The organism is Pelomonas sp. Root1444, assembly GCF_001426885.1.
In the GTDB taxonomy this organism is placed as follows: Bacteria; Pseudomonadota; Gammaproteobacteria; order Burkholderiales; family Burkholderiaceae_C; genus Pelomonas.
This window is the reverse complement of sequence record NZ_LMFP01000008.1, coordinates 117,777-135,562: the sequence shown is the minus strand read 5'-3', so window position 1 is coordinate 135,562 and position 17,786 is coordinate 117,777. Positions and strand designations below refer to the sequence as shown.

The window sequence follows — 17,786 nt, the reverse complement described above, 5'->3', positions numbered from 1 at the left end:
TCACGCCGGCTTGGCCACCATCAGCCAGAACACCGCCACCAGCGCGAGGAAGGCCGGCACGCCCAGCACCGTCCAGACCTTCAGCAGCCGGAAGTACCGCGCCGGCAACGGCTCGCCCGCGGCGGTGGCGGCTTCGGCAAGGTCGCGCATGCGCATCTGCAGCCCCACCACCGGCAGCCAGCACAGGCCGGCCAACGCGTACAGCGCGAAGGACCAGGCGATCCAGCGCGTCGACAGCGGCATGCCGGCCAGATGGGCCAGGTAGGCACCGCTGAGCGGCTGGAACACCATGGTGGTGGCCGTGAAGCACCAGTCGGCCCAGACGACGCGCCGCACGACGATGGCGGTGGCCGCCGGCTGGCGCGTCACGCTGGTGAAGAGCAGGTACCAGGCCGAGCCGATGCCGGTGCCGAACAGCAGCGTCGAGGACAGCACGTGCAGCCACTTGACGATCAGGTACTCCATGCGGGCCTCCGCGGCTCCAGCACCCACAGCAGCATCAGCAGCGCCAGCATCGGCAGGTTCTTGACCATGGGAGCATACGGATGCAGCCAGAACTCCGGCAGGCGCAGCGCGATGACGGCGCTGTAGAACAGGATCAGCCCGATCTGCGCCGCCCACAGCCAGCGGCGCGAGCGCAGCGGCGCCAGCGTCAGCAGGCCCAGCAGCAGGTCCAGCCCGGCCGCGCCCCACAACGCCGGTGCCAGCAGCTCGGCCGGCACGCCGGAGCGCGCCAGCAGCTCCAAGCTCTGCGCCCGCGGAAAGACCGCCACCGAGACGACCGCGCTGGCCAGCCACACCACCGCGAGCGACCCGCGCAGCAGCGGCTGCAGCCAGCCCAGCTGCGCCAGCACGCGCTGCGCGGCGCGGTGGTCGGGGGCGATGAAGTCAGCCGGCGCACGCGGCATGCGGCCCAGCAGGCGCGCCAGCGGCGCGGGGTCGGCGGTGTTGCCACGCGCCAGCATGGCCGAGGCCGCGCGGTCCAGCAGCGCGTCGCGCCGCCAGTCGCCCAGGCGCGCCGCCAAACCCACCAGTGCGGCCGGCACCGACAGCAGCGGCACGCGCTGGCGCAGGCCCAGCGCGCCGCGCAGCGCCAGCAGGTAGTCGCGCAGCGTCAGCGGCCGCGGGCCGACGAGGGCCACGCGGCGCCCGCGCCACTGGCCCGCCGGTGCCTCGACGAGGCTGCGCAGCGCCTCGGCCGCGTCGTCCACGTGGATGGGTTGGATGCGCTGCCCGCCGCCCGCGGGCAGTGGCACGACGGGCAGGCTGGCCAGTGCGAGAAAGCGCTGCGAGCTGGCCCCGCCCGGCCCGAAGACCAGCGACGGCTGCGCCACGCAGGCATCCAGCGGCAGCGAGAGCAGGTGGCGATCGGCCTCGTGTTTGGTGAGCAGGAAGGGCGTCTGCGCGCGTGCATCGGCGCCCAGCGCCGACACCTGCACGACGCGCACCACGCCCGCGCTGACGCAGGCGTCGAACAGTGCCTGCGGCCCGCGCACGTGCACCGCGGCGAAGCTGGCCGCGCGGCCGCACTCGCGGAAGACGCCCACCGCGTTGACCACCGCGTCGATGTCCTCCAGGTGCACCACCCACACGTCGGCCGGCGTGGCCGTGAACTCCAGCTTGAGCCAGCTGCAGCGCGCATGCTCGAGGGGCGGCGGGCGGCGCCCCGCGCAGACGACGCGATGGCCAGCGGCCAGCAGCTCGCGCAGCAGCCGGCCGCCGATGAAGCCGGTCGCACCCGTCAGCAGGATCTTCATGCCCGCCAGCAGGCAAAGCGCATGCCGTGGAACGGCGCTTGCCGACAGCGGCGTATCCAGACCCTGCACCGGAACCGCGATGAAACCACTGCTTTCCCATCTGGCCGGCCGGCTGCTGGTCAGCGACCTGTTGTCCAGCAGCCTGTCGGCCGCCGTGCTGGCTTGGCGCGGCCGCGCCGAGACCGGCAGCGCCGCCGCACCGGTGAACGCCATCAGCCACTGGCTGTGGGCGCGCAAGGCGCTGCGCCAGGACGGCGTGTCGGCCCGCTACACATTGGCCGGCACGGCTGTGCATTTCGCCGCGGCGCTGCTGTGGTGCGGCTTCTACGAGCGCCTGCGCGCCCGCCGCGGCGCGGCGACACCGGCGCATGCGGTGGCCGACGCCGTCGCCGTCAGCGCGGTGGCCGCGGTCGTCGACCTGGCCTGCGTGCCCGAACGGCTGACGCCGGGGTTCGAGCGGCGCCTGTCCAACCGCAGCCTCGTGATGGTCTACACCGCCTTCGGCGCGGGCCTCGCGCTAGCCGGGCTGGCCGCGCTGCGCCGCCGCTAAGGGGCCCTGCCCCCCGGCTGTCGGCTCCGGGCTCAGGGCATCTGGCTGCGCATCGCGCGCAGGTTCGCCACGCCCAGCAGCATCACCGCCCCGATGATCGCGGCGGCGATGCCGGGCCAATGCGTGTCGGCGGACAGCCAGTGCTCGCGCGGCACCGCCAGCATGCCGCCCACCACCGCACCCAGGCCACTGAAGGCGACCTCGACCAGCAGGCGCAGGCGTCCGAGCGTCGTCGTGCGGAAGCTGGACAGCACGGCGATCAACGTGCCTGTGATGCACCACAGAACAAGGTTCATGTTTGTCTCCTTTTGCAGCCTCGCGGCCTGCGCCACTGGGGGCAAACATCACACCCGCCCCATGCCGGAAAAGCCGGGGCCGCGGCTTCAGCGGTCGAAACATAGGACATCGCCTACGGGACGGCGTGGCCTTGGTGAAGGGACGGCCTCGCGGTCGCTCGCCTAGATTTGAATCGTCGCGAGCCAGAGTTGCAGCTGAAGCAGCTGCTCTATTGGCAGACCGACAGAAGGCCCGGTACCGAGGTATCGGGCCTTTTCTTTGCACGGCCGCGGGCCGACATCCCGCCCGAGGGAGCGCTGGTTGGGCTCCTGGATCAGGCGAAGCACGCCGACGCGCGGAGCCTGTCGGAGGCGTGCGGGCTTGGCGTCGGACGGCCTCGCCCGGCGCCCGGCGGCGATCTCAAGCCGCGGCCGTCTCCGGTAATGCGTGCATCAAGACGGCCAGCTGCCGGCTGACGTCCGCCAGCAGCGGCTCGATGGCCGCGGCGTCGGCGCCCTGGCCGCACGCCGCCTCCAGCGCGCCGGCCGCCTGCTGCAGCGCCGGCATGCCCAGCGTGCCCGCGACGCTCTTGAGGTCGTGTGCGCAGCGCAGCGCGCCCGCGCCATCACCCCGCGCGCAGGCCTCGCGCACGCGGGTCTCGAAATCGGCCTCGCGCTCGCGGAACATGCCCAGCAGCCGCCGGTACAGCATCTCGTTGCCGTTGACCGCCTCCAGGCCCGCCCGCGTGTCCAGCTCCGACGGCATCGCCACCAGCCCAGCGGGCCGGCCCGGCTTGGCGCCGACCCAGCGCGCGAGGGTCGCGAACAGTTCGTCCACCTGGAACGGCTTGGCGACATGGTCGTTCATGCCCACCGCCAGCACCTTCTCGCGGTCGCCTGCCATCGCGTTGGCGGTCATGGCGATCACCGGCAGGCCCTGCAGCGCGGGGCGCTGCCGCAGCGCCCGCGTGGCCTCGTAGCCGTCCATCACCGGCATCTGGCAGTCCATCAGCACGGCGTCGAAGCTGTCGCGGTCGAGCGCGGCGAGCGCCTCCCGGCCATTGGCCGCGACGGTGACGACGACGCCCGCGCGCTCCAGCAGCGAGCAGGCCAGCTCCTGGTTGATGGCGTTGTCCTCGACCAGCAGCACGCGGGCGCCGCCCAGGCTGGCCTGGCGTGCCTGCAGCAGCTCCAGGCGCTGCTCGCTGCGGCGCGGCAGCGTGGCACGCTGGCCCAGCGCGGTGATGCAGGCGTCGAGCAGCGCCGACGGCGTGACCGGCTTGGGCAGCAGCGCCGCCACCTGCAGCCCGCGCGCCTGCAGCTGGCGCTCGGCCTGCTCGCGGCCGAAGGCGGTGACCATCAGCACCGTCGGCGGCGCGTGCCGGCCGGAGCTGCCCTGGGTCAGCCGCGCCAGGCATTCGATGCCGTCCATGCCGGGCATGCGCCAGTCGAGCAGCACCAGCCTGAATGGGCGGTCGGCCGCATCGGCACTGGCCACCGCGGCCAACGCCGCCTCGCCATCCGCCGCCATTTCGGCATTCAGGCCCAGCGACGCCACCAGCGTGCTCAGCAGCTCGCGCGCCGCCGGGTGGTCGTCGACGATGAGCAGCCGCGTGCCGCGCAGCTCGGTGGGCTGCGCGGCCGGCTGCAGGCCCGGCTGCAGGCTGAACGGCAGCGTGAAGTTGAAGCAGCTGCCACGGCGCGGCTCGCTGTCCACGCCTATCGTGCCGCCCATGCGCTCCACCAGGTGGCGGCAGATGGCCAGGCCCAGGCCGGTGCCGCCGAAGCGGCGGCTGGTCGACGCGTCGGCCTGCGTGAAAGGCTGGAACAGCCGCTTGCAGGCCTCGGGGCTCAGGCCGATGCCGGTGTCGCGCACCTCGAAGCGCAGCACCACCCGCTCCGCACCGCGCTCAGCGACCGTGACCGCCATCGTCACTTCGCCACGCTCGGTGAACTTGACGGCGTTGTTGCCCAGATTCAGCAGGATCTGCCCCAGCCGCGACGGGTCGCCCACGAGCCCGGTGGGCAGGCCCGGCGGCAGCGCGAACAGCAGCTCCAGCCCCTTTTCCTCGGCCGGCATGCCCAGCAGGTTGGCCAGTTGGTCAAAGACGTCGGCCAGCTGGAACGGGATGGACTCGATCTCCAGCTTGCCGGCCTCGATCTTCGAGAAGTCGAGGATGTCGTTGATGACGACCAGCAGCGACTCGGCGGCGCGGTGCACCTTGTCGACATAGTTGCGCTGCTTGGCGTCCAGCCCGCTCTGCAGCGCCAGATAGGACATGCCGAGGATGGCGTTCATCGGCGTACGGATCTCGTGGCTCATGTTCGCCAGGAACTCGCTCTTGGCACGCGTGGCCGCCTCGGCGGCATGCTGCGCGCGTTCCAGCTGCTCGGTGCGTTCGCGCACGCGCTGCTCCAGCGTGTCGGCCAGCGTGCGCACTTCGGCGCGCGAGCGGCGCAGCCGCAGCAGGAAGAACACCGCGCCGCCCAGCGCCAGCAGGCTGCCGGCCAGCACGGTCCACAGCCAGCGCTCCTGCAGGCCGCGCGCCTGCAACTCGGCCGCCTGCTGCTCGCCGCGGCGCTGCAACTCGGCCAGCTCCAGCCGCCGCGCCTCGTCGCGGCGGTGCTGCGCGGCCTGCAGCAGGCGATCGGCACTGCGCTCGGCAGTGGCCTTGGCCTGCAGGTCCGCGGATTCGACCACCAGGCGGTAGGCGCGCGTCGGGTCGCCCGCGGCGGCCGCCAGTTCGGCCAGCCGGCGCGTCGCCAGCGCCTGGTGCAGCGGCTGCCCGAGCGCCAGGGCACGGCGGTAGGCATCATCGGCCTCCGCGAGCGCCTCGGCCGGGTGGCCCAGTTGCTGCTCGATCTTGCTGCGCTGCAGGGCGGAGAAGAACCAGCCGGCCGGCAACTGCGTGATCTTGAGGATCTCCCGCCCCCGCTCATTGGCGGCCCGCGCTTCCTGCAACCGCCCCTCCTTCAGCGCGTACTCCGCCTGCGTGTTGACGGCGATGCCCAGCCCGGTCGGCGACCCGATGGCGGTGAAGGCAGCAATGGCTTCATCGAGATACGGGTAGGCCTCCGCGCGCTTGCCCTGCTGGTAGGCCGCCTCGAACAACGCCATCAGCGCATAGCCCTGCTGCAGCCGGGAACCCGCCGCCTTGGCCTGGCGCAGCATCTCCTGCAGCTGCGGCATCGCTTCGTCCAGGCGCCCGCTCTGCATGTACGAGATCGCCAGGCCGTGGCGGGCATAGGCCATCACCAGCGGGTCGCCGGAGCGCTGTGCCGCGTCCAGCGCCTGCAGCGCCATCGTCACCGCCTCTTCGAGCCGGCCGACGCGGCGGTACACCAGCGCGCCGCGGAACAGCGCTTCGGCCAGCAGGTCCGCCCGGTCGACGCCTTCGAGGGCCGCCACGGTCTGCGAGGTCACTTCCACCAGCCGACCGACGTCGTTGCGGTTCACGGCCGCCAGGCCGATGTTCATGTTGGCCTCGGCCTGGGCGGCCCGGTCGCCGGCGGCGGTGGCCTCGCGCAAAGCCTCTTCCGCATGGGCCATGGCCTCGGTGGTGCGGGCCAGATGCACCTCGATGCGCGCCAGCAGGTTCAGCACGCGCGTGCGGTCGGCGGGCGGCGCGTCCGCCGGCAGTTCGGCTTGCAGGCGCTGGGCCTGCGTGTAGGCAGCCATGGCGTCGTTGTCAGCCAGCTTGCGCACGGCGACGGCGCGCTGCCGCCAGTCATCGATGGGGGCCGCCGCCGCCGCACCCAGCAGGAGCAGGCCCGCCGCGAGCACTGCCCGCCATCGAATCCCGGTTGGCGTCATATCTTGAGGCTCAGGCTGGTGCCTATCTGGCGGTCGTTGACCCAGGCATTCTGCGGCCGCGTCTCGACGCCGAAATAGGAGCGGCGCAGCGTGCCGAGCAGGTTGCCGCCGTCCAGCGACCAGGTCAGCTGCTCCGAGACGCGCCAGCGCAGCGAGGCATCGAGCCAGCCGTAGGCGTGCGTGGTGGTCTGCAAGGCGCCCAGCCCCACCACGCTCGTTGCACCGCTGGGGAAGCTGCTGCGCCAGTTCCACGCCAGCCGGGCCGACCAGGCGCCCTGCTCGTACAGGCCCACGAGGTTGGCGCTGCGGCGCGACAGGTTCTGCATCGGCACGTTGGCACGCAGCGTGCGGTCGTAGGTGCTGCTGTCGACGAAGGTGGCGTTGGCCTGCAGCCCCAGGCCGCGCCAGGCGCCCGGCAGGAAGTCGAGGAAGCGCTGGTACGACAGCTCGGCCCCGCGGATGCGGCCGGTGTCGGCGTTGTAGGGGCGGCTCACCTGGTAGACTTGGCCGTCGTGGGTCTCGGCCTGGCTGAGCGTGGCGATGAAGCCGTCCACCCGCTTCCAGAACAGCGTCAGCGCGGCGGCGTGGCCGGCACCGAAGTGACCTTCCGCGGCCAGGTCGGCATTGGTCGCCCGCAGCGGCCGCAGCGCCGGGTTGCCCGCCGTGCCCTGGTTGAGCTGCGGGTTGGTGCTGTTGGGCGTGAGCGTGATGGACGGCGACAGCAGGTTGAAGTCCGGCCGGGTGAGGGTGCGCGACGCCGCGGCCCGCAGCTGCCACGGCCCGCCCGCGCGCCAGCGCAGGCTGGCGTTGGGCAGCCAGTCGGTCGTCGTCGTGTCGATGTCCAGCGGCGCGATGCTGCCGCCCGAAGGCACGCTCTGGTTGCCCGACAGCGTGGCGCGCGTGCGCACCAGGCGCAGGCCGGCCTGGCCGTCGAGCGCCAGCGCGGGCAGCCGCCAGCCCGCCTCGGCGTAGGCAGCCTCGGTAGCTTCATGGATACGCCACACGCCCAGCGGCCCGCCCGCCGTGGGCAGCGCCGCCGTGATGCCGAAGGCCTGGCGCAGCGCGACCGGGTCGCGGGCATCGGCCAGCGTGTCGGTGAGGTAGCCGACGATGCTCCCTGCGCGGGCGTCCAGGAAGGGCGCGTAGGGGTAGATGGCAGTCCGGCCTGGTGGGACCGCGGCCGAAGCGCCCGGCACGGCGATGTCGCCGAAGATCAGGTTGTCCGCGTTGTCGGCATGCCGGCGCGCATGCCGCCAGCCGATGGCCACGCGCTCCAGCACACCGCCGTCCAGCTGCCATTCGGCATCGACGCGGCCGGCGAGCAGGCTGCCGCGCAGCGGGCGCACCCGGTAGGCCAGCGACACGTAGCGCAGCTTCGCCGGGTCGGCCAGGTCGGTGCCTTCGACCGAGGTGGCTGGCGCCAAGCCCGACAGGTCGTGCGTGAAGCGCGCCGCCGTGCCGGCCAGCGTCGGGCCGGAGAAGAACAGCCGGTTGAGGCTGCGGGTGTGGCTGAGGTCGGCGCTCACGCGCAGGTCGCCCGCCGTCCACGCGCCGCCGGCGGCGAGCTGGCGCGTGCGGTCGATGGTGTCGCGCGCAAAGCCGAGGATGGAGACCGGCGTGTTCGTCCAGGTGATGCGCTGCACGTCGTGCGTGCCCGGGAAGAGCACCACGCTCGCCGGGTCGAAGCCGCTGCCGGCCGCGAAGTTCGGCCCGGTGTTGACCTGCTGCGTGTGCTGCGTGGTGCGCAGCTCCGCGAGGTGGGCCTCGGCATAGAGGTCCAACGCCGCGCCGGGCCGCCAACCGAGCATCACGCTGGCCGCGCTGCGCCGGCGGCGGCCGAGGCTGGCGCTCTCGCTCGTGCCACCGGGGACGACGGTGTCCTCGCCCGGCACCAGGTCGAGCCGGCAACCCGAGGTTGCGCGGGCGCTGCAGCGCATCGGCGCGCTGGTGCCCTTCAGGTCCTCGCGGTAGGCGCGGTCTTGAAGCACCAGGTTCACGAGCGCGGCGGCCTCGCCTGCCAGCACGGCCGTGCGGCCGCCATACAGCAGCGAGAACTGCCCGGCGCCCTTGTCGACGAGGTCACCGCGCAGGTAACGCGCCGACAGCGCCAGCGTGGGCGCGCGGAAATCGAACGGCTGGCGGGTGCGCAGATCCACCGTGCCGCCCAGCCCGCCCTCGATGCGCGAGGCCGCCGAACTCTTGTAGACGTCGATGCCGGCCAGCATGTCGCTGGGCACGTCGGCATAGTCCAGCGCGCGGCCGAAGCCCGCGGTGAACAACTCGCGACCGTTCAGCGTGGTCTCGACCTGCACCAGCCCGCGCACCGACGCGACGGACGCTTCCCCCCGGTCGCGCGTGATCTGCACGCCGGTGATGCGCTGCACCGCATCGGCCACGCTGAGATCGGGCAGGCGGTTGATCTCCTCGGCCAGGATGGCGTCGACGATGTCGTCGCTGCGGCGCTTGCGTTCCGCCGCGGATTCGACGCTGGCACGGGTGCCGGTGACGACCACCGGCTCCAGCCTTTGCGCGGATGGTGTGGTCGGCGCCAGCAGGGCGACGGCGGTCGGAACGATCAGGGCGAGCTGCTTCATGAGGCCCTCCATCTGTTCTGGCGCCTCGGAGGTGGCGCTTCGCCGTCTTTTATCCCGAATCTTGCGATCTCGACAGTGCCGGCTCGATCATTTTTGATCCCCGCAGATCAGATTTGCGACCAGTTCGGTCCGGCCCGGATGGGCGCTGCTAGGGAAGAGCATGAGTCAACACGGGCAGGCCCATCGGACGCAGCCGGCTCAGGCCAGGACGCCGTCGAGCAGCGTCTCCAGCGCATCCTGGGCCGGCGTGGTTCCAACCTTCTCGGGCATGAGAAGGCCCTCGATGCTGAGCATAGTGATGCCGTGCACCTGCGCCCAGCAGGCCGCGGCCTGGCCCTGCAAGGGCCGTCGCCTGAAGGCGCCGGACGCCTGGCCGCGCGTCAGCATGTCCAGCAACACCCCCAGCGCCGACAAGGCGCGCTCGCTGAGGTGCGCGACGCGGGGGTCGCCCGCGTCGCCGCTGAACATGAGGCGGTACAGCGCTGGGTTGGCCACGCCGAAGGCGATGTACGCGCCGCCGACTGCCAGGAACTCCTTGCGCGCGGACCGCGGCCGAGGAGTTATCGCCGCTTGCAACTCTTGGCCCAACTGATCGAAGCCGCGCAACGCCAGCTCGAGCAGCAGTGCGGCCTTGTCGGGGAAGTGCTTGTAGGGCGCAGCATGGCTGACACCTGCCCGACGCGCCACCTCACGCAACGTGAACTTCCAGCCCTTGTCCTCGCGCAGCATCGCTGAGGCGGTCTCGACGATCGCCCGCCGCAGGTCGCCGTGGTGATAGGGCCTGTCGCCGGCGTCAAGCGTCGTGGTCGGTGTCTTTCTTGATGACGGCAAGGGGGGCGACATCCGCGGTTTCCCGGGGCTCATGAGTGGGTTGGCCGTCGCATTTTAAGTAATGTAGACAACGAACACATTGTTTACGGCGACAACATATTCACGTACAGTGCGCTCATGTTGTCATCGTCTACATAGGAACAGAAGACGACAGGATCGCTGACCGCTGCGCTGGAAGTCGTGGCACAGACGACCTTCACGTATCCCGTCAAGCCGCGCTGCGACAGCTTCGTGATCTCCTGGTGATTCGACATGTCGTAGTCCCCTTCGCGGGGAAGCTTGAGTTCCACATTTCCGTCAACCGGAGAACACCAGAATGAAACTGATCGTCGATGGCAAGGACCATGTGGTCGATGTTGAACCAGAGATGCCGCTGCTGTGGGTGCTGCGCGATGAGCTCGGGATCACCGGCCCCAAGTACGGCTGCGGCGTGGGCCAGTGCGGCGCCTGCACCGTGCATGTCGACGGCACTGCCGTGCGCTCCTGCTCGATGCCCGTGGGCGCCGTACAGGCGCCGGTGACCACCATCGCAGGCCTTGGCCGGCCGGGCGCGCTGCACGCGGTGCAGCAGGCCTGGATCGAGCACCAGGTCGCCCAGTGCGGCTACTGCCAGGCGGGCCAGATGATGGCGGCTGCGGCCTTCCTGGCCAGCGAGCCGAACCCGACGGACGAACAGATCGACCACGCCCTCTCGGGCAATCTGTGTCGCTGTGGCACCTATCCACGCATCCGTCAGGCGGTGAAGACCGCCGCTTCGCGTATGAAAGCGGCTTGAACCATGGCCAACATTGCACGCATTGCCCGGCGCACTTTCCTGATCGGCGCGGGGGCGGTGGCCGCCGGCATGGCGGTCGGCACGTATCTCTACAAGCGTGAGCCTGTCAACCCGTTGCTCAAGGACCTGCCCGACGGCGCCGCCACGCTCAACCCGTATGTCCGCATCGATGCACGCGGCATTACCCTCATCACCCCGCGTGCCGATCTGGGCCAGGGAGCGTACTCGGTGCAGGCAGCGCTGATCGCCGAGGAACTGGACGTGGCCTGGGGGCAGTTCGAAGTCGAGCCCGGACCGCCGAGTGCGGCGTATTACAACGGCACCGTGATGGCCGAGGCCTTTCCCATCGCGGCCACGAGCGACACCTTCATGGCGCGCAGCGGCCGCAGCGCGGCGGGACCCATGGGCAAGTTGCTCGGCATCCAGGTCACCGGGGGCTCGTCCACCGTGCCCGACGCGTTCGACCGATTGCGTGTGGCGGGCGCGGTCGCACGGCAGATGCTGCTGGCCGCGGCGGCGCAGCAGACCGGCGTGCCGGTCGTGGATCTGAAGACCGCCGACGGTCATGTCATCACGCCGGACGGCAAGCGCCTGCCCTATACCGCGCTGGCTGCCACTGCGGGCAAGCTCACCCCGCCAACGGACGTGAGCCTCAAGCCCGCCAGTCAATGGAAGCTGCTCGGCAAGCCGATGCAACGACTCGACATCCCGGCCAAGTCCACCGGCACGGCGATGTACGGTATCGATCTGCGCATGCCGGGCATGGTGTACGCCACCGTGCGCACAAACCCGCGCCGGGGCGGCGGCGTCAAGGGCTTTGATGCCAGGAAGGCAGAAGCCGCTAAGGGTGTGCTGAAGGTCGTGCCGATCACCGAGGGTGTGGGCGTGATCGCCGACAACACCTGGCGCGCCTTCCAGGCCGCGAACCTGCTTGAGATCCAGTGGGGCGCTGCACCGTACCCTTTGACGACGGACGCCATGTTCCAGCAGGCGGCGGATTCGTTCACCGCTGAACGCCGCGACAGCCGGCAGAAGGACGAAGGCGATGTCGAGTCCGTCCTCAAAGCTGCGCAGGCAAACCAGGTGCTTCAGGCTGAGTACCGCGTGCCCTACCTGGCCCATGCGCCGCTGGAGCCGATGAATGCCGTCGTGCTGCTCAAGGACGGGCGACTGGACATCTGGACCGGCACGCAGATTCCCCGCTTCGTTGTGGCGGGCGCGGCGGCCGTGAGCGGACTCGCCGAAGAGAACATCCACCTTCACGTTCAGATCATGGGCGGCAGCTTCGGTCGCCGGCTGGAAGAGGACTACGTGCGCCAGGCAGTGGAACTCGCCAAGGCGCACCCGGGCGTACCGATCAAGATGACCTGGAGCCGTGAGGAGGACATGACCCACGATTTCCCTCGCCCGCTGGCCATTGCCCGCGCACGTGGCATCGCGGCGAAAGGTCAGGTGCAGGCCTACGATCTGAGCATCGCCGCGCAGTCGGTCAACACATCGCAACTGGGGCGGCAGAACCTGCCGACGCCAGGCCCCGACATGGCCATCGTGGCCGGCGCTTGGGACCAGCCCTTTGCCATCCCACACTACCGGGTCACCGGCTACCGTGTGCCCGAGATGGTGCAGGTCAGTTCATGGCGATCGGTGGGGGCGTCGGGCAACGGCTTTTTGCACGAGTGCTTCCTGGACGAGTTGATCCTCGAAGCCGGCGCCGACCCGCTGGCGGAGCGCCTGCGTCTGTGCTCACACGAACCGTCCAAGCGTGTACTTCAGGCTGTGGGAGAGATGGCTGGCTGGGGCACGCCACTGCCCAAGGGACGTGGGCGCGGACTCGCCTTCACGCTGTCCTTCGGCGTACCCGTGGCCGAGGTGGTGGAGGTCACGGCCACGGCCAAGGGTATCCGTATTGACAAAGTCTTCGTGGTTGCCGAAGTTGGTCAGGTGCTTGACCCTGTGAACCTCGAAGCGCAACTGACGGGCGGGGTGATCTGGGGCTTGGGCCATGCCATGACGGGTGAGCTCACGTACGCCGACGGCGCGCCGCAGCAGACCAACTTTGACGCCTATCAAAGCCCGCGCCTCTATCAGACGCCGCAGATCTTGACCAAGGCGCTGCAGACGACCGGGCGCATCAAAGGCATTGGTGAGCCTGGCGTGCCGCCTGCGGCTCCCGCTCTGGCCAATGCCATCTTTGCGGCGACGGGGCAACGCATCCGCGAGTTGCCGCTGCGCAAGCACGTCGAGTTCGTTTGAGCATGGCAGGCGGAGTGATACCGCCTCGCCGTGACTTTCCCGGACGATGATGCCATTCGTCAGTCGCATCAAGCCCCGCGCAGAAGCGCCATGCCGCCAGCCCGCAGTACACACGTATCGCTCCTGGCGGTAGCGGGGCATTTCATACAAGGCGCGGCACGCAAGCGCCAGCATCAAGCTGGCGGTGCCACCATCGCAGGCAACTTATTGTTTTCTAAGCATTTTGGTAGGCCGTATTGGACTTGAACCAATGACCAAAGGATTATGAGTCCTCTGCTCTGACCAACTGAGCTAACGGCCCCCGGGGAGGAGGCGCGGATTCTAGTCAGCGTTGGCTCAACGCTGAGACAGCGCCTGCCCGACCATCCGCGACGTGATGTCGACGATCTGGATCATGCGGTCGTAGGCCATGCGCGTCGGGCCGATGACGCCCAGCGTGCCGACGACCTGGCCGTCGACCTCGTAGGGCGCGCTGACGATGGACAGCTCCTCGTACGGCACGACCTGGCTTTCGCCGCCGATGTAGATGCGCACGCCCTCGGCGCGGCTGGACGTGTCGAGCAGCCGCATCAGCTGCGTCTTCTGCTCGAAGAGGTCGAACAGGCGGCGCAAGCTGCCCATGTCATGGCTGAAGTCCTGCACGGTCAGCAGGTTGCGCTCGCCGGAGACGACGACGCGCTCTTCCTGCTGCGCCATGGCCTCGGAACCGACCTGCACGGCCGCGCTCATCAGCCCGGCGATCTCGCCGCGCAGTTCATCGACCTCGTGGCGCAGGCGCTCGCGCACGGCCTCCAGCGTCAGGCCGGCGTAGCCGGCGTTCAGCCGGTTGCTGGCCTCGGCGAGTTCGCCCTGGCTCAGGTCTTGCGCGGTGAAGATGACGCGGTTCTGCACGTCGCCGTCGGGCGAGACCAGGATGACGAGCACGCGGCGCTCGCCCAGGCGCAGGAACTCGATGTGATGGAAGACGCTGGGCTTCTTGGGCGCCGTGACGACGCCGACGAAGCTGGACAGGTTGGACAGCATCTGCGCCGCGCTGGCGATGACGCGCTGCGGCTGGTCGGGCTGCAGCTGGGCCGTCTCGACGCCGATGAGGCCGGGTTGGGCCGTCAACATGGTGTCGACGAAGAGGCGGTAGCCGCGCGCGGTCGGCACGCGGCCGGCGCTGGTGTGCGGGCTGGCGATGAGGCCCAGGTCTTCGAGGTCGGCCATCACGTTGCGTATGGTCGCGGGGCTGAGTTCCAGGCCCGAGGCTTTGGACAGCGTGCGCGAGCCGACCGGCTGCCCGTCCGCGATGTAGCGTTCGACCAGGGTCTTCAACAGGGATTTGGAGCGCTCGTCGAGCATGTCCGCATTCTATGGACACCCCTTTTCCCGGGCGGAGAGGCGATACCCATGTGGTGTAATTTGCCGCATGGCCGAGCGCTTCAGACATGTCGCCATCGTGGGCAAGCATCAGGCGCCTGGCATCGGCCCGGTGCTGGAGGAGATTGCCCAATTTTTGTGCAGCCATGGGCTGGACGTCTCGCTCGAAGCGGACACCGCGCTGAACACCGGCTTGACCGGCTACGAGGCGCTGCCCAACGACGAACTGGGCCGGCAGTGCGACCTGGCGGTGGTGATCGGCGGCGACGGCACGATGCTGGGTTTCGCGCGCGACATGGCCCGCCACGGCATCCCGCTGGTCGGCATCAACCAGGGCCGGCTGGGCTTCATCACCGACATCCCGATCGAGCGCTGGCGCGAGTCGCTGGCGCCGGTGCTGGCGGGCGACTACGAGGTGGAGCCGCGGGCGATGCTGGAGGGCGCAGTCTGGCGCGACGGCGAGCCCATCTTCTCCGGCCTGGCGCTGAACGACGTGGTCGTGAGCCGCGGCGCGACGTCGGGCATGGTGGAGCTGAAGATCGAGGTCGGCGAGCAGTTCGTCGCCAACATGCGGGCCGACGGCCTCATCGTGGCTTCGCCGACGGGCTCCACGGCTTACGCACTCTCTGCCGGTGGGCCCATCCTGCACCCCAGCATTGCCGGCTGGCTGATGGTGCCGATCGCACCGCACACGCTGTCCAACCGGCCCATCGTGCTGCCCGACCTGGGCGAGGTGCGCATGGAGATCGTCGCGGGGCGGGATGCCTCGGTGAACTTCGACATGCAGAGCCTCGCCAGCCTGCTGCACGGCGACACCATCACCGTGCGGCGCAGCCAGCACCAGGTGCGCTTCCTGCACCCCAAGGGCTGGAGCTATTACGCGACGCTGCGTCGCAAACTGCGTTGGTACGTCTAGAGCCTGACCCATGCTGCGGCACCTGAGCCTCAAGGATTTCGTCATCGTCCCCACGCTGGAGCTCGCCTTCGAGCCCGGCTTTGCCGTGTTGACCGGCGAGACCGGCGCGGGCAAGTCCATCCTGATCGACGCGCTGCAACTGGCCCTGGGCGGCCGGGGCGACGCCGGCGTGGTGCGCGAGGGCGCCGCCAAGGCCGAGATCACCGCCGAGTTCGACACGCCCGCGCACCTGCGCCCGTGGCTAGACGAAGCCGGCTTCGACGCGGACGACGCGCTGCTGCTGCGCCGCGTCATCGACGCCGCGGGCAAGAGCCGCGCATGGATCAACGGCGGCGCGGCCACGCTGACGCAGCTGCGCGAGCTGGCCGACCACCTGCTCGACATCCACGGCCAGCATGCCTGGCAAGGCCTGACCCGGCCGGCGGCCGTGCGCGAGCTGCTGGACGGCTTCGCCGGCCTGGACACCGCGCCGCTGGCCCGCGCCCATGCCGCCTGGAAGCAGGCGGCCGAGGCGCTGCAGAAGGCGCAGGGCCTGCAAGCCGAGGCGCTGCGCGAACGCGAGCGCCTGGCCTGGCAGATCGGCGAGCTGGATGGCCTGGCACCCGCCGAGGGGGAGTGGGAGGAGCTGAACGCCGAGCACGGACGGCTGTCGCACGGCCAGTCGCTGATCGACGCGGCCAAGTCGGCGCTGGACGCACTGGACGAGGCTGAGCCCAGCGCGCAGTCGCTGGCCGGGGGCGCGCTGGACCAGCTGGAGCGCGTGCTGGACCACGACGCCCGCCTGCTGCCCGCCGTGCAGGCGCTGCGCGACGTGCAGGCCCAGCTGCAGGACGCCAGCCACACGCTGGCGACCTACCTGCACAAGACCGACCTCGACCCCGACCGCCTGGCCGAGCTGGACGAACGCGTGTCGGCCTGGATGACGCTGGCGCGCCGCTACCGCCGCCAGCCGCACGAGCTGCCGGCGCTGCTGGCGCAGTGGCGCGCCGAACTGGCCGCGTTGGACGCCGCCAGCGACCCGGCGCAGCTAGAGGCCGCGCTGGCCGCCGCACGCAAGGCCTTCGACACCGAAGCCCAGGCCGCCAGCCGCGCGCGCAAGAAGGCCGCCCCGCAGCTCGCGGCCGCCGTCACTGCCGCGATGCAGCACCTGGGCATGGCCGGCGGCCAGTTCGACATCGCGCTGCAGCCCACCGACGGCCCGCAGAGCTATGGCGCAGAGTCGGCAGAGTTCCTCGTCGCCGGCCACGCCGGCAGCACGCCGCGGCCGCTGGCCAAGGTGGCCTCGGGCGGCGAGCTGTCGCGCATCGCGCTGGCCATCGCCGTGACCGCCAGCCAGGCCGCCAACGCCAACGGCAACGGGCAGGCGCCGGGCACGCTGATCTTCGACGAGATCGACGTCGGCATCGGCGGCGCCGTGGCCGAGACCGTGGGCCGGCTGATGAAGCAGCTGGGCCATGCGGCGGACGGACGGCGCCAGGTGCTGGCCGTCACCCACCTGCCGCAGGTGGCCGCCTGCGCCGACCACCATCTCGTCGTCGCCAAGAGCCTGCAGGACGGTGCGACGGCCAGCCGCGTGTCGCCGGTGTCCGGCGAGGCCCGCGTCGCCGAGATCGCCCGCATGCTGGGCGGCGAGCGGCTGTCGTCCACGAGCCTCGCCCATGCCGAGGAGATGCTCGCCGCATCGACCAGCCCGCCCAAGGCGAAGAAGGCCAAGTCATGACCCGCGAAGCGGAAGCTGCGCCCATGGGCGCGGAACCCGAGCTGCAAGGCGACGTGGTGCTGCTGACCGGCATGTCCGGCGGCGGCAAGTCCGTCGCCATGCATGCGCTGGAGGACGCCGGCTACTTCTGCGTCGACAACCTGCCGGCCGAGCTGCTGCTGGACTTCCTGCAGCTCGAGCAGCAGCGCGGCGAACGCCGCGTCGCGATCGCGGTGGACGTGCGCTCGGCCGGCTCGCTGCCGCTGATGCTGCCGCTGCTGAAGGACTTGCGCGCCCGCGGCGTGTCGGTGCGTTCGGTCTTCCTGGATGCCAGCGACGAAGCGCTGATGCGGCGCTTCTCCGAGACGCGCCGCCCTCACCCGCTGCGAGGCGACCGCGCCCAGGACGGCAGCGAGGACAGCCACCGCCTGCTGCTCGACGCCATCCAGCTGGAGCGCGAGCTGCTGGGCGGCCTCAAGGCCGAGTCCACCGTCATCGACACCAGCCAGCTGCGCCCCGCCCAGTTGCGCGCCTGGCTGGGCGACCTGGTCGGTCCGAACGCCGGCAGCAAGCTGACGCTGGTGTTCGAGAGCTTTGCCTTCAAGCATGGCGTGCCCAGCGACGCGGATTTCGTCTTCGATGTGCGCGTGCTGCCCAACCCCTACTACGACCGCGAGCTGCGGCCGCTGACCGGCCGCGATGCGCCGGTGGCCGCCTATCTGGCGGCGCAGCCGGAGGTCGGCCTGATGATGGGCCAGATCGCGGGCTTCCTGTCGCGCTGGCTGCCCAACTTCGCCGCCGACCAGCGCAGCTACCTCACCGTCGCCATCGGCTGCACCGGCGGCCAGCATCGCTCGGTCTATCTCGTCGAGATGCTGGCGCGCCAGTTCAGCCATCACGGCCACGTGCTGAAGCGGCACCGCGAGCTGGACGCTCGATAGAATAAAAATTCTAGACCAT

Annotated in this window: 14 protein-coding genes and 1 tRNA gene; 6 read left to right on the top strand and 9 right to left on the bottom strand. The window is 70.5% G+C overall.

Annotated features, from left to right (window positions below; translation table 11 throughout):
• A complete protein-coding gene (locus tag ASD35_RS10395; protein WP_056874854.1) occupies window positions 1–465 on the bottom strand; it encodes a DUF2269 domain-containing protein in 465 nt (154 codons plus the stop codon).
• Complete coding sequence (locus ASD35_RS10390) at window positions 453–1,757, bottom strand: SDR family oxidoreductase (RefSeq protein ID WP_056874853.1); 1,305 nt, start codon at window positions 1,755–1,757, stop codon at window positions 453–455. Before ASD35_RS10390 ends, ASD35_RS10395 begins: the two co-directional genes overlap by 13 nt.
• A 79-nt stretch (window positions 1,758–1,836) precedes the next feature.
• Between ASD35_RS10390 and ASD35_RS10385 the strand changes: the two genes are divergently transcribed.
• Complete coding sequence (locus tag ASD35_RS10385) at window positions 1,837–2,307, top strand: hypothetical protein (RefSeq protein ID WP_056874852.1); 471 nt, start codon at window positions 1,837–1,839, stop codon at window positions 2,305–2,307.
• A gap of 32 nt (window positions 2,308–2,339) precedes the next feature.
• Here ASD35_RS10385 and ASD35_RS10380 read toward each other — a convergent pair whose 3' ends face one another.
• The 5 genes from ASD35_RS10380 to ASD35_RS10360 form a co-directional block, all read right to left on the bottom strand.
• Window positions 2,340–2,603 carry a hypothetical protein gene (locus ASD35_RS10380; protein WP_157275487.1) on the bottom strand — a complete coding sequence of 88 codons (264 nt, stop codon included), beginning with the start codon at window positions 2,601–2,603 and terminating at the stop codon, window positions 2,340–2,342.
• Between the two features lie 400 nt (window positions 2,604–3,003).
• Complete coding sequence (locus tag ASD35_RS10375) at window positions 3,004–6,396, bottom strand: response regulator (protein ID WP_157275486.1); 3,393 nt, start codon at window positions 6,394–6,396, stop codon at window positions 3,004–3,006.
• Window positions 6,393–8,990, bottom strand: coding sequence for a TonB-dependent receptor (locus ASD35_RS10370; RefSeq protein ID WP_162254444.1), 2,598 nt, complete (start codon window positions 8,988–8,990; stop codon window positions 6,393–6,395). The genes ASD35_RS10375 and ASD35_RS10370 overlap by 4 nt, the downstream gene beginning before the upstream one ends.
• A gap of 198 nt (window positions 8,991–9,188) precedes the next feature.
• Window positions 9,189–9,833 (bottom strand): TetR/AcrR family transcriptional regulator, encoded by a 645-nt coding sequence (locus tag ASD35_RS10365; RefSeq protein WP_056874989.1) that lies wholly within the window; start codon window positions 9,831–9,833, stop codon window positions 9,189–9,191.
• Between the two features lie 71 nt (window positions 9,834–9,904).
• Entirely contained in the window at window positions 9,905–10,111 is a 207-nt protein-coding gene (locus ASD35_RS10360; RefSeq protein ID WP_056874848.1) for a hypothetical protein, read from the bottom strand.
• A gap of 26 nt (window positions 10,112–10,137) precedes the next feature.
• On the opposite strand from ASD35_RS10360, the gene ASD35_RS10355 reads away from it, so the two are divergent.
• Window positions 10,138–10,596, top strand: a complete 459-nt coding sequence (locus ASD35_RS10355; protein ID WP_056874847.1) for a (2Fe-2S)-binding protein — start codon at window positions 10,138–10,140, stop codon at window positions 10,594–10,596.
• 3 nt (window positions 10,597–10,599) lie between these two features.
• The gene (locus ASD35_RS10350; protein ID WP_056874846.1) at window positions 10,600–12,849 is read left to right on the top strand and encodes a xanthine dehydrogenase family protein molybdopterin-binding subunit; all 2,250 of its coding nucleotides are present in this window, start codon (window positions 10,600–10,602) and stop codon (window positions 12,847–12,849) included.
• A gap of 224 nt (window positions 12,850–13,073) precedes the next feature.
• Here ASD35_RS10350 and ASD35_RS10345 read toward each other — a convergent pair.
• A tRNA-Ile gene (locus ASD35_RS10345) sits at window positions 13,074–13,150 on the bottom strand.
• Window positions 13,151–13,185: 35 nt separating this feature from the next.
• Complete coding sequence (hrcA, locus tag ASD35_RS10340) at window positions 13,186–14,193, bottom strand: heat-inducible transcriptional repressor HrcA (RefSeq protein ID WP_056874845.1); 1,008 nt, start codon at window positions 14,191–14,193, stop codon at window positions 13,186–13,188.
• A gap of 67 nt (window positions 14,194–14,260) precedes the next feature.
• Between hrcA and ASD35_RS10335 the strand changes: the two genes are divergently transcribed.
• Genes ASD35_RS10335 through rapZ form a run of 3 tightly spaced genes read left to right on the top strand, consistent with a single transcriptional unit; the run spans window position 14,261 to window position 17,767 of the window.
• A complete protein-coding gene (locus tag ASD35_RS10335) occupies window positions 14,261–15,127 on the top strand; it encodes an NAD kinase (RefSeq protein ID WP_056874844.1) in 867 nt (288 codons plus the stop codon).
• Between the two features lie 10 nt (window positions 15,128–15,137).
• Window positions 15,138–16,847 (top strand): DNA repair protein RecN, encoded by a 1,710-nt coding sequence (gene recN, locus ASD35_RS10330; protein ID WP_056874843.1) that lies wholly within the window; start codon window positions 15,138–15,140, stop codon window positions 16,845–16,847.
• Window positions 16,844–17,767, top strand: coding sequence for an RNase adapter RapZ (gene rapZ, locus ASD35_RS10325; RefSeq protein WP_056874842.1), 924 nt, complete (start codon window positions 16,844–16,846; stop codon window positions 17,765–17,767). Before recN ends, rapZ begins: the two co-directional genes overlap by 4 nt.
• The last annotated feature ends 19 nt before the right edge of the window (window positions 17,768–17,786 follow it).